We start from the raw sequence: 9,860 nt of genomic DNA, 5'->3' as shown, positions 1-9,860 counted from the left end.
ATAAGTACAAATAACAAAATCATCTAATATTCAATAAGCTACTCTTATCAATATTAAAAATATCCGGTACAAAAAAAGGTACTGTTAAGTACAGTTTTGTAGCTCTCTTGAACCCGTTATCAGCTTGAGTTATTAAAGAGCTTTTGTCACTTTTGCGAGAGAATAATCTACAATCCTTGCAACATAAGACTTTTAGCAAAAGCGTTGGTTAATTACAACTTTAATTTAGAGTTAATTTTTGACTAGATTCCTGCCTCTAGTTACAAAAATAACGATTTTATTGATGACAAGAACGATTTTGTTGATGACCAAAACGATTTTGTTGATGACCAGAACGATTTTGTTGATGACCAAAACGATTTTGTTGATGACCAAAACGATTTTGTTGATGACCAGAACGATTTTGTTGATGACCAGAACGATTTTGTTGATGAAAAGCATAATTTTCATCAATAAAATCATGTTTTTGTTCATAACAGCTTTTGAATTCAGAGTGACTAGGGCGTGTTTCCAAAGTTTTAGCTCCCCCCAACCCCCCTTTCTAAGGGGAGCTAAAAATCTCTTCAAGTCCCCCTTTTTAAGGGGGATTTAGGGGGATCTAAAAAATTAGGAGGCTAAACGAGTAGTTTGAAAACACGCCCTAGCCCTGAAGTATTGACGATCGCTAATCTACAATCCCATTGAGTATAAAATTATCTGGTCATGTAGCTTATCAGGCAAAATATGCTTTAGCACCGCTCCGAGTTTGGCATCTGAACCAACCAGATAGCGCGTCTTGGGTTGCTTTGCAGTGAGCGCATGAACAACAGTCTGAGCGACAATATCCGCAGAAATTCCCTTAGATGCGAGAATCTGCATTTTCTTGCGGACAATATTCATTGCTTGACCGTAGAGATTTTGTGCCGATTGTGGTAAATCATGCTGTGCTACTTCCGATTGGCTTAGGGACTTTTCCCAAATTGGGGTAGCAATGGAACCAGGTTCAATAATTGAAACCGAGATTCCCCAAGGACGTAATTCCATCCGCATGACATCAGTGAGTGCTTCCAAGGCAAACTTAGAAGCATTGTAAGCTCCTAAGAACGGCGTAGGACTCCTACCAGCAATGGAACCCATATTGACAATTCGGCCCCGACTTTGGCGTAATAGGCCAAGAAATGCTTGTGTCACTGCTAATTGTCCGGTGACATTAACCTGCATTTGGTGTTGAAATTCTGCGATCGCTAATAATTCTAAAGGCCCAGGGATAGCGATTCCGGCATTATTCACCAAACCTAAAATTCCAGTACCACCGACTTCATTTGTTACCTTATCAACCGCAGCTGCGATCGATTCAGCATCAGTAACATCTAAAAAAATTGGAATCAGTCTTGGCGATCCTTTCTGCTTAAGTGTTTGAGCATCAATATCTTGACGCACGCCAGCAAAAACAGAGAAGCCCAACTGGTCTAAAAGCAAAGCACATGCTCGGCCAATTCCTGTTGATGCTCCCGTAACCACCACTGTACGTTGATGTTCTACAACCATTAATTTTCTTTTTTATAATTTGGACTACCAATTCCCAATTAGTATCAATCTTTGCAAATACCAGCCCGAAGACAATCTTCAGTTTGGTCATCTCTAGCTGATATTTGCCAAGGTAATATGCGTGACGGAGCATTTGTACTGTAAGCAATTAGAGCAGCTATTATCGGAGGCTGGTTTTTGACAATTGTCACATCACTACTAAGACTATTGCTTAGTCCAACATTGTATAAATAAACAGGCAATGCCATCATGACAATGCAAATTGTCCGTTTCATACTCAACCTCAGCTAAAAATTTCCGATTGCGCTATGTATGTATAGATGCCACCTTGATGAACCGGATTTTTAAAACTGAGTATTATATGTTGATGTTGTGTGAATTTACCCAGCACTACTAGTCGTGTATCAACTTGAAATTGATGGGTAAACAATCTCTTAGCAAGGATTTTAGCCCTTATTCTTGCACTAAAATGCTTACCACAAACCATCAAAACAAGTTAGACAGACTACTAGCCGCAGAGACGTGATTTCTAAATTATCAGTTCCACCCTTTTTTAGGTTAGGCATTGCCTACAAGATGGCTTCCTACTAACTTATGCAGATGCAACCCTAAAAAACAGGACAAAAAACCCACAGCATCCAAAAACATATCTTGGTAGCTGCATTCCCCGGATAAAATAATGAAGAGTGCTGAGTTCCAAGTCCTGAGTAAAAAATCTTGCTTATTACTTAGCACTCGGTTATAAATGTTGCCTACTAGCTGACTCATGCCGCCTTTACAAGACGTAGATACTGTAAACGTTCCCAACATCGATCCAGAAGGATATGGCAATTCAGACACAGATCCTCTTAATGAGTTGCCCGATGAAGTCGAAATGTCCCTTTTCGACCACCTAGAAGAGTTACGACAGCGCATTTTCTATTCGCTGATTGCCGTAGCGATAGGTATTATTGGCTGTTTCTTTGCCGTTAAGCCGATTGTTCAACTGCTTGAGGTTCCAGCGCAAGGAGTAAAATTTCTCCAACTTGCACCCGGAGAATATTTCTTTGTCTCCTTCAAAGTTGCAGCCTACACTGGTTTAGTACTTTCTAGTCCTTTTATTCTTTACCAAATTATCCAATTTGTGCTTCCAGGACTGACTCGCCGCGAACGCCGTTTACTGGGGCCTGTGGTTTTGGGTTCAAGTGTACTGTTTGGCGCGGGTTTAGCATTTGCTTATTTACTCCTTATCCCCGCAGCATTGAAATTTTTCATCAGCTACGGAGCAGATGTAGTTGAACAACTTTGGTCAATAGATAAATATTTTGAATTTGTGCTGCTACTTTTATTCAGCACTGGTTTAGCATTTCAAATTCCTATCATCCAATTGTTGCTTGGTAATTTGAATATTGTCTCGTCTGAACGGATGGTTTCTGGTTGGCGTTACGTGATTATGGGAGCAGTAGTTTTAGGAGCCGTACTTACACCTTCTACCGATCCTCTAACTCAAAGTCTTTTGGCAGGAGCCGTTTTAGGGCTTTATTTCGGTGGTGTTGGGCTGGTGAAGCTCACAGGTAAATAACATTTGGAATAAGTAATATAGAATAGGTAAAAAATTTTAATCCCAGCGTTGGCTTACCAGTTATACAGAATTCAGAATTGAATTCTGGCAACTGATGCCAATATTTATTTTTTGTTAAGTTACGAGGCGTTTAGCACGTTTATGCTCATACATGAGCTTGTCAGCCTCTTCTAGCAATTGTTCTAGTGAAACGTTTTCATTTAAAGCACATTGGGTAGCACCAACACTTATGGATAGTTGATATGAGTAATTATGCTCTTGATTAAAGCGCTCAATATTTTCTTGCAATCGCGGACGAAATTCATCTGTATTGCCTGGGGAGCAGACAGGAACAAATATTACAAACTCATCTCCTCCTATACGGGCAATAACATCCGACTCACGGAAGCTTTGTTTTAGTAATTGGGCTGTGTCAACGATCGCTCTGTCTCCTATTTCATGTCCTAGAGAATCATTAATCTGCTTTAAACCATCTAAATCAACAAACAAAAGACAGCAAAATATTTCTGTACGTCGGGCAATTTTGAATTGATGATTTGCCAGCCAAAAGAAACCACGTCGATTATATAATCCTGTCAATTCATCAGTTAAAGATAGCTGCCTTACCTCTGCTTCAGCCTTCAGGCGTTCCTGAATTTCATGCTCTAGGCGTTGATTTTGCTCAAGAAGTTGTTGATGTTGCTGTTTGATGAGTAGCTGATTTCTGACTCGCATTAGCACTTCAAGTTCTTGAAATGGTTTGGTGATATAGTCTTTTCCACCCAGTTCAAAAGCCTGCACTTTATCATTAATTTGGTCAAGGGCACTAATAAAAATAATCGGAATTTGCTCTGTTGTTTTTGATGCTTTCAACTGTTGACAAACTTCATAGCCATTCATTTCGGGCATATTGATGTCAAGCAGAATTAGATCCGGTGGATGTCGCTCGGCAGCTTGTAATGCCATTCTCCCATTGATGGATTTACGGATGGTATAACCCTGTAACTCTAGTATTTTGGTTAACAACCGTAGATTATCGGGGGTATCGTCCACGATCAGGATATTCGTTTCCGAAGGGGATTTAAGTAAATTAGCCATAATCTTTTTACTGAGTTTGGGTGAGAGTTGCGATCGCTTCCAACTCGAAGTTCTCCACCAGATATTTCAGAGCATTGACGAGAACTTGCTCCTGGTTGGGGATTTGAGCGATGAGATTGTAGAGTTCGGCATCGTTGAGATCCAAAGCTGCTTGATGCACCTGAATAATCCACTCTGGCGACATTACCTGTAAATCTTTAGCTGTTAGGGATTTCTGAAGTAAATTTTGCTGGTCTAACCCCGGTAAAACTTTTTCACGGTAGCAGTAGCGGACTCTTAAGTAGTGTGCAATCTTCTCAAATAGGATAGCTTCTATAAATGGTTTATTAATGTGGTCGTTGCAGCCTACTTGAATGCTGGTGGTATAGTCTTCCTCAAAGGCATAAGCCGTCACCGCAATAATCACCACGTCTTTACCTCTTTCCCCCGCTCGAATTTGTCGGGTAATTTCGTAGCCATCCACCACGGGCATTTGAATGTCCATTAAAATTAGGTGGGGGTGCCACTTTTCCCAGAGCGCGATCGCTTCATTTCCGTTCTCGGCAGCACAGACCTCGAACCCAACTGATTCCAATAGCCTGATGAGCAACTGACGATTTTCTTGAAAGTCTTCCACCACCAAAATGCGATAAGTGGGCTGTCCGGGTTCTAGACCGATAACAGTGCGAGTCGTTTCCGGCGCGATGATATCTATTGAGTTGCCCAGACTCAGTAAAACCTCACAAATAAAAGTAGACCCCTGATTTAGGGTGCTTCGCACTGTAATATCACCACCCATTAAACGGGCAAACTGACGGCTAATCGATAAGCCTAAACCTGTACCTTGATTATGGCGACCTAGTTCTGTTTGCATGAAGGCCGCAAACACATTTTCCAAATCAGACTGAGCGATACCACATCCAGTATCTTCAACTTCGACATGAAGAGTGATGATTGGTTTGGAATCATCGGTATAAATAGAGGGACTGCGTTCTGTTAAATCAAGTGAGTTGATGCTGGACACTCTCCCGGTCAAAACTTGTAATCGCAGGCTGACATTACCTGTTGTCGTAAATTTGATCGCATTGCTTAATAGGTTGAGCAGAATTTGGCGCAGTTTTGATTCGTCACCATACACATAGCGAGGAACGCTGGTATGCTGTTGTGTTCTCAAATCAATTCCTTTCTCTAAAGCTTTGAGGGCAACCATATCTCTGATGGAGTAGATTAATTGATGCAAATCGAAACAATTTTCCGTTAGCTGTAACTGACCCGCTTCAATTTTGGACATTTCCAACACATCGTTGATCAAGGTTAGCAAGTGTTCTCCACTGCGGCTAATGATGTCTAAATCTTCTTGAAACTCAGATGGAATCTTGTTGCTGCGGTTCATCAACTGAGTAAATCCCAAAATGGCATTGAGAGGAGTTCGCAGTTCGTGGCTCATTTTAGCGAGGAACTGGCTTTTGGCACGGTTAGCGATCGCGGCTTGTTCTGCCGCTTCTTCTAGGGCTATCTGGGAAAACTCCAGCAGTGCCAACATCAGCGTATTTCGCATCTCACTAGCGGCTTCTAGTTCGGCCATTTCCCAAGGCAAGGAAGTTTCTCTCACGGTTTCCTTCCACAGTTCAAACGACTTTCGGGGACACAATTCCATCTCTCCAATTTCATTGATTTTCACTGTATCCTGGGGGTTGCCGACCCAATTCACTGTCTGGATTTGCTCTGGTCGAAACCAGATAATGTGGTAAGACTTTTGTTTAACATGATTGAATAAAATTGAAATTGCGAGTATGCCGCTAGCTTGATCTTTAAATGCCCTCGCTTCTGGATATAAACGTGAGAGGGAATCAGTGGTAAACACTTGTTCCCCCTGGTGTTGCACCAACCACGTCACCAGATCCTGCACTTGGGTAATTGATGGCGTTTAACCAACTAATGTCAGATGACCGTCAAGTGAAATCGCCGCTCCTTGAGCATGAACTAGCTCCAGTAATTGAAAAGTATTTCGGCTCAACACTTGCTCAATAAAATTGGACTCTTGCAATAATGTTTGTTGCAGTTCATTCTGAATCCTTTTCACCCGTGTTCGGTAAAAATGCAATTCTTGTTCTTGCTTATGCACCAGTTCAATTGAGGCAAACTGTCCTAAAAATTCACAGGCTTTGCGAGTTTCATAATCCACTAGTTTCGGGCTGGAGTGGTGACAGGCAATTAATCCCCAGAGACGTTTGTCGTTGAGCAACGAAATCGTCATCGACCCAGCAACCCCCATGTTTTGTAAGTATTCAATGTGATAGTGAGACACTCCTCGTAACACAGAATTACTCAGATCCAGGGGTGTATCCGTCAGAGGATAGTTGCTGGGAATCAGGGGGATCGGGGTGTAATTGACATCAGGAATGAATCGTATCAACTTGCGGCAAAACAACTTGCGGGCTGGTGCGGGAATATCTGTCGCCATATAGTGCAGTCCCAAGTAGCTTTCTAAATGCCTCTGTTTCTGCTCTGCAATCACCACACCACTGTCGTCTGCCTTAAAGCGGTAGACCATCACCCGATCAAACCCAGTCATTCTTTTCACATCTCTGGCAAGGGTTTGAGCCATATTTTTTAGGTTAGTGGCATTACGGAGATTGGCGATCGCCCCTTGTAGACGGTGATAGAACTGGGTTGAATGAATGCTGTTGCTGGATTGCTGAGGTTCTAATTCCAGGATCAACCCATCTATCATCCGGTACATTATACCTGTGAATATTTGATTTTTCTGTTGCCAATCAGTTTGGGCAACCCTCCGCCGCGTTTTTAGTTGAAACGGATTGCAAAGCTCCAGGTTATCTTGAGCTAGATACCCAGCAAGTCGCTGCACTTGATCGCCAGAAAACAATCGTTGCAATGGTTGACCCAGCAATGCTTCTGCCGAAATCCCAAAAAACTGTTCCACATTTTCGCTAATCTGCAAGATTCTAAGGTGTGGCTCTTGCAGCATCAGCAAGATTCCATGCGGCTGAATATAGCCCGGAGCATACACCGATTCATCACTGCACACTTCTAAAGCCGTTAGTAATGAAGGGGTCAGCGAGGAGAGTGAGATCGGATTTGGTGACTGCATAGCTAAGATAAGCGGTTTTGGAAATCAAAAAGTTGTGAATATTAAGTTAAAAATTCAGACAAGGAGAATTGCCTGGAATTAGTTTAATTAGCTATTACCAGAAAGGGAAAAGGAAGAAAAACTTGGTCACAATATCCATTCTGAAGAACGTTCACCCAAATCTAGAGGAATGCTAACAGCCTTACCGAGGCGGGGGCGATCGCGTGTTTGGGCAATAAATGTTTGTACTTGTGTTGACCCGCCCAAAGCATGGAGATAATTAGCAATGCTGTCAAGATGCTCTTGGTATTCCGCCTCACTCAAGGGAAAAGAAGCCTGCTCCACGTATTTCCACATTACTTGCAAAAATATCTTTCCCTGTGCCCGCCGGAACTGGACATCATAAGAATATCCCCACTTATCAAGCAACATCTGACGTAATTCCTGTCCTGTCATAGCTTTTCTCAATCAGATTTTACATTTAGTTATGATGTTAAGTTCCGTGACTCCAGTATGATAAGGATATAAAGAAATGTAATGCTAACAGAAAAGATGCTTTTTATATCTTGGAACAAAGAAGTATGGCATCGTTGTGAGCGCTAGCATTTCGACTTAGACAAGAGTTCCTCAAGTACAGTACTTTTGTCAAAATGCTTAACAAAATACACAAAGAGCGCGTAGATTATGGCTCAATTTTCTGAATCAGCAGACGTGCCCGATATGGGTCGTCGTCAGTTCATGAATCTGCTCACTTTTGGGACTGTCACTGGAGTAGCTCTGGGTGCATTGTATCCCGTTGTCAACTACTTTATTCCACCGGCTGCTGGTGGTGCTGGTGGCGGTACAACGGCAAAAGATGAGCTAGGTAACGATGTTAGCGTCACCAAATTTCTAGAAAACCGGAATGCAGGCGATCGCAACCTAGTCCAAGGACTTAAGGGAGATCCTACCTATATTGTGGTAGACAGCAAAGAGGCGATCAAAGATTATGGCATTAACGCCATCTGCACTCACTTAGGTTGTGTCGTCCCCTGGAACGTTGCTGAGAACAAATTCAAATGTCCTTGTCATGGTTCCCAGTATGACGAAACTGGTAAGGTTGTTCGGGGCCCAGCACCACTGTCTTTGGCTTTAGCCCATACCAATGTAAGCGACGACAAAATCGTTTTGACCCCTTGGACTGAAACCGACTTCCGCACCGGTGATGCTCCTTGGTGGAGTTAATAATTTTGTCCTTAGTTCTTAGTCATTCGTCCTTTGTTCAGGGCTTAATGACTAATGACTAATGACCAATGACTAATGACAAATTCAATCGTTGCCCTTATTAGAGATGAGAAATGTTTTCCGAACAGCGAGGTTAACTCGCAGTGCTAGAGCGATCGTAAAAACATTGCTCATAGCGATCGCCACTGTGACATTTTACTTCACCAGCGATCTAGCCCTTCCCCAATCAGCTGCCGCCTATCCATTTTGGGCACAGCAAACCTATCCCGAAACCCCCCGCGAACCAACCGGGCGGATTGTTTGTGCCAACTGTCACCTAGCCGCCAAAGTTACAGAAGTAGAAGTTCCTCAATCGGTTCTACCTGACACTGTATTCAAAGCTATAGTGAAAATCCCTTACGATCTTTCCGCCCAGCAAGTTGGTGCCGATGGTTCTAAGGTTGGCTTGAACGTCGGTGCTGTACTGATGCTACCTGAAGGCTTTAAGATTGCTCCTGAAGACCGTATTTCTGAGGAACTTAGAGAAGAAATTGGCGACACTGCCTTCCAACCCTACAGCGAAGACAAAGAAAATGTCGTCATCGTCGGTCCCTTACCTGGTGAACAGTATCAGGAAATCATCTTCCCAGTTCTTTCTCCCAATCCCGCAACCGACAAAAACATCCACTTCGGTAAATATTCAGTTCACGTAGGTGGTAATCGGGGACGCGGACAAGTTTATCCTACTGGCGAAAAGAGCAACAACTCTGTTTACAACGCTTCCGCGACTGGCACAATTACCAAGATTGCCAAAGAGGAAGATGGAGATGGTAACGTCAAATATCTAGTAAACATCCAACCTGAATCTGGTGATGTTGTTGTTGATACGGTTCCTTTAGGGCCAGACCTGATTGTTTCCGAAGGGCAAGCAGTTAAGACTGGTGATGCTTTGACCAACAACCCGAACGTCGGTGGATTCGGTCAAATAGATGCAGAAATCGTACTGCAAGATTCCTCTAGAGTCAAATGGATGATTGCGTTCGTCGCTCTTGTAATGTTGGCTCAAGTTATGCTTGTGCTGAAGAAGAAGCAGGTTGAGAAAGTTCAAGCTGCTGAAATGAATTTCTAAATTCTTTGCTAAATCATTATTTGTAGGACAGGCAACAAGCCTGTCTTTTTTAATGTTAGTTACATGAAATTTAGAAATTTGGGACTTATACAAATTGCTGTACCCCTACCAACGTATTTATATCATTATTAAAATGAAACGCTATTAACTGCTAGTAAACTTTATGAACTCACGCCTAATGTGAATTAGGAAAAAAGGCGGGAGAAGTAAGAAGATGAAAGTTACCAGCTTTTCAACTCAGACTTCCCCCATGACTAGCATAGACTTTGGAACGTTAATCACAACAATCTTTG

The 9,860-nt window shown here is 42.4% G+C and carries 10 protein-coding genes; 3 read left to right on the top strand and 7 right to left on the bottom strand.

Features of this window, described 5'->3' with window-relative positions; genetic code table 11:
- Nucleotides 1-277: 277 nt before the first annotated feature.
- The 3 genes from IQ274_RS26970 to IQ274_RS26960 form a co-directional block, all read right to left on the bottom strand.
- The gene (locus tag IQ274_RS26970) at nucleotides 278-514 is read right to left on the bottom strand and encodes a hypothetical protein (protein WP_194144016.1); all 237 of its coding nucleotides are present in this window, start codon (nucleotides 512-514) and stop codon (nucleotides 278-280) included.
- A 155-nt stretch (nucleotides 515-669) separates the two neighbouring features.
- Nucleotides 670-1,527, bottom strand: coding sequence for an SDR family oxidoreductase (locus IQ274_RS26965; protein ID WP_194144015.1), 858 nt, complete (start codon nucleotides 1,525-1,527; stop codon nucleotides 670-672).
- 44 nt (nucleotides 1,528-1,571) lie between these two features.
- A complete protein-coding gene (locus IQ274_RS26960) occupies nucleotides 1,572-1,802 on the bottom strand; it encodes a hypothetical protein (RefSeq protein ID WP_194144014.1) in 231 nt (76 codons plus the stop codon).
- Between the two features lie 491 nt (nucleotides 1,803-2,293).
- Between IQ274_RS26960 and tatC the strand changes: the two genes are divergently transcribed.
- On the top strand, nucleotides 2,294-3,088 hold the full coding sequence (gene tatC, locus IQ274_RS26955) for a twin-arginine translocase subunit TatC (protein ID WP_114080191.1): 795 nt from the start codon (nucleotides 2,294-2,296) through the stop codon (nucleotides 3,086-3,088).
- A 114-nt stretch (nucleotides 3,089-3,202) separates the two neighbouring features.
- Here the strand turns inward: tatC and IQ274_RS26950 are convergent, their stop codons facing one another.
- The 4 genes from IQ274_RS26950 to IQ274_RS26940 all read right to left on the bottom strand — a co-directional run bounded on the left by IQ274_RS26950 (nucleotide 3,203) and on the right by IQ274_RS26940 (nucleotide 7,691).
- Nucleotides 3,203-4,165, bottom strand: coding sequence for a diguanylate cyclase (locus IQ274_RS26950; RefSeq protein WP_163928165.1), 963 nt, complete (start codon nucleotides 4,163-4,165; stop codon nucleotides 3,203-3,205).
- Nucleotides 4,166-4,172: 7 nt separating this feature from the next.
- Complete coding sequence (locus IQ274_RS37795; RefSeq protein ID WP_322745350.1) at nucleotides 4,173-6,062, bottom strand: response regulator; 1,890 nt, start codon at nucleotides 6,060-6,062, stop codon at nucleotides 4,173-4,175.
- 9 nt (nucleotides 6,063-6,071) lie between these two features.
- Entirely contained in the window at nucleotides 6,072-7,256 is a 1,185-nt protein-coding gene (locus tag IQ274_RS36770; protein ID WP_228058387.1) for a GAF domain-containing protein, read from the bottom strand.
- 126 nt (nucleotides 7,257-7,382) lie between these two features.
- Entirely contained in the window at nucleotides 7,383-7,691 is a 309-nt protein-coding gene (locus IQ274_RS26940; protein WP_163928162.1) for a DUF3067 family protein, read from the bottom strand.
- A 228-nt stretch (nucleotides 7,692-7,919) separates the two neighbouring features.
- Between IQ274_RS26940 and petC the strand changes: the two genes are divergently transcribed.
- Both petC and petA read left to right on the top strand, forming a co-directional pair.
- A complete protein-coding gene (gene petC / locus IQ274_RS26935; protein WP_114080194.1) occupies nucleotides 7,920-8,459 on the top strand; it encodes a cytochrome b6-f complex iron-sulfur subunit in 540 nt (179 codons plus the stop codon).
- A gap of 106 nt (nucleotides 8,460-8,565) precedes the next feature.
- Nucleotides 8,566-9,567, top strand: a complete 1,002-nt coding sequence (gene petA, locus IQ274_RS26930; RefSeq protein WP_194144013.1) for a cytochrome f — start codon at nucleotides 8,566-8,568, stop codon at nucleotides 9,565-9,567.
- Nucleotides 9,568-9,860 lie beyond the last annotated feature (293 nt).

Origin of the sequence: Nostoc sp. LEGE 12447, assembly GCF_015206985.1 — a bacterium.
Taxonomy (GTDB): domain Bacteria; phylum Cyanobacteriota; class Cyanobacteriia; order Cyanobacteriales; family Nostocaceae; genus Nostoc.
The sequence above is the reverse complement of the archived record's forward strand: the minus strand, read 5'-3'. Positions and strand labels throughout refer to the sequence as shown.